We start from the raw sequence: 2,290 nt of genomic DNA on the forward strand, positions 1-2,290 counted from the left end.
TCGCCGAATCACCGATGGCGACAGGGGTAGACGGCTGCTTCCATCCAAGCCGAACACCGATCTGGGGCGAACTGCATCGGCCGTCGACGAGATGCTCGACGCCCTCGAGAACGCCGAGAGCAAAGAGGCTGCTGCGGCGCAATCGGCGCGTCGAGCAGAGGAGGACATGCGCCGATTCCTGGCCGACGCGGCCCACGAATTGCGCACGCCGGTGGCCGGGATCTCGGCGCTGGCTCAGTCGTTGCAACGCGACGCCGAGCACCGCCCCGATCGGGTCGGCAGGTGGAGCGAACTCCTCGTCGGCGAATCTGCCAGAGCGTCGCGCCTGGTGGGTGACATGCTCGATTCCGTTCGCGCAGAGAACACTTCGGAGCTCGAGCTGACCGATGCAGACCTCACCGATGTGGTCCGACGCACCGTCGAGCGCGCGGCACTGCTGTCGCCGGAGGTCCGGTTCGAGGTGGACGCATCGCAATCGGTACCGGTCAGGGTGGACGTGGGCCGCGTCGAGCAAATTCTGTCGAACGTCCTCGACAACGCCGCTCGGTTCACTCCGCCCGGCGGGAGAATCCGAGTGCAGACAGGGGCCGACTCACAGGCGTTCGTCACCGTCGACGACGACGGTCCCGGGGTCGACGAGGCGGACCGTGAGCGCATCTTCGAGCGGCTCGTTCGACTCAACTCCGCGCGTGACCGTTCCTCCGGCGGCGTCGGGCTCGGGTTGTCGATCGCGCGCACGTTGGCGCGAGCACACGGAGGCGAACTCGTCTGTGCCGCAGGGCCTACAGGCGCGAGATTCCGCCTGACACTGCCGAGAGTAGATCGGTAGCTACTCGACGATCAGGTCCATCAGCAGGCTGTCGTGCCAGCCGGTCGGGCCCTTCTCGTACTTCCGCATGATCCCGACGGGCTCGAAACCGACTGCGCTGTAACAGGCAATCGCTAACGCGTTGTCGGCGGCCGGATCTATCACCAAGCGGTGATGACCCAGGTCGACTGTCAAGTATCGCACCAGCGTGCCCACGGCGTCCTTTCCGACGCCGCGACCGTGCACCGCCGGGTCCAGGAAGATGTCGATCGACGCATGCCGGTACATCGGATCGGTCTCTTCGCCGTACTGGATCAATCCCACTGTTGCGCGGTCGATTTCGACGACCAATCGATGCTCTTCGGGGTTGTCGAACGGCCAGTTCTCGTCGGCGTCCTCGTCGCCCCACCGCGCGTACACCTCGGGAGTGTGCAGTATTCGGCGGAGCTCCGGCACATCCTCGGTGGTGACGGGCCGCAACACGACCCGTTCACCGCGGAGGTTCATCGCACAGTTCTACTCGGCCCGCTTCGCGGCACGGGCCGCGAGGTCTTGGGCGTCGAGCTTGTCCGCTTCTTCGAGAGTCGGTGCGCTGCCGCCCAATCGTGCCGGAACCCAGTACGCGCCCGGCTCGTGGTGGTAGTTCTCCTGCAGTTCCAGCAGCATCTTCTGCATCACCGTACGCAGTTTCTCGGTCAGCTCGTTCGGCGGACCGACCGGAGGCAGCGGCTCACCGACAGCGATCGAGATAGGAGTGTTGGTGCGGCCCAACCGCTTCGGGTATCCCTTGGTCCACACGCGCTGCGCGCCCCAGATCACCGTCGGGATGATCGGCACGCCTGCCTCGATGGCCATGCGTGCAGCGCCGGACTTGAATTCCTTGATCTCGAAGCTGCGGCTGATGGTCGCCTCGGGATACACGCCCACGAGCTCGCCGTTGCGCAGGCTCTCCACGGCCGACTTGTACGACTCGGCGCCGGCTCCACGATCGACTGGGATGTGCCGTAGCGAGCGCATGATCGGGCCGGAGATCTTGTTGTCGAAGACTTCCTTCTTCGCCATGAACCGGATGTAGCGCTTCACCCGTCGCGGCGGCAGCCCGGCGTAGGTGAAGTCCATGTATCCGGTGTGGTTGACGGCGATGACGGCTCCGCCGGTGGCAGGGATGTGTTCCTCGCCCTTGACATCGAATTTCAGGCCCTCGAACGCGAACACTGCACGAGCGATGCCGATGACTGATCGGTAGACGGGTTCCACAGTCCGTTAGCGTAGTCGGTGGACGGGGTAGGAGAGAAGGTCCGCACGATTGCGGTCCGGTAGATCAACGGGGAGAGATCGAGTGAAGAACAGAGCGGCACCACTGCGACGGAAGCGAGTGACCCGAACCGCGTTGCCGCTGATCGCAATACTCGCTCTGGTCGGAGCCTGCGATTCGGCAGTCGGAATCCCGGCGGAGCAACCCGGCTCGGCCAGCAGCACCAC

At 65.0% G+C, this 2,290-nt stretch carries 3 protein-coding genes; 1 reads left to right on the forward strand and 2 read right to left on the reverse strand.

Annotated elements, in window-relative coordinates; genetic code table 11:
• Nucleotides 1-829, forward strand: an 829-nt coding sequence (locus A2J02_RS00505; protein ID WP_082899457.1) for a sensor histidine kinase, incomplete at its 5' end; no start/stop codon positions are given.
• On the opposite strand, the gene A2J02_RS00510 is transcribed toward A2J02_RS00505, so the two are convergent.
• Nucleotides 830-1,315 carry a GNAT family N-acetyltransferase gene (locus A2J02_RS00510; protein WP_068045358.1) on the reverse strand — a complete coding sequence of 162 codons (486 nt, stop codon included), beginning with the start codon at nt 1,313-1,315 and terminating at the stop codon, nt 830-832.
• Nucleotides 1,316-1,324: 9 nt separating this feature from the next.
• Nucleotides 1,325-2,065: a lysophospholipid acyltransferase family protein gene (locus A2J02_RS00515; RefSeq protein ID WP_068045361.1), complete on the reverse strand. Its 741-nt coding sequence runs from the start codon at nt 2,063-2,065 to the stop codon at nt 1,325-1,327.
• Nucleotides 2,066-2,290: the final 225 nt, after the last annotated feature.

Source organism: Rhodococcus sp. EPR-147 (assembly GCF_001647185.1).
In the GTDB taxonomy this organism is placed as follows: Bacteria; Actinomycetota; Actinomycetes; order Mycobacteriales; family Mycobacteriaceae; genus Rhodococcoides.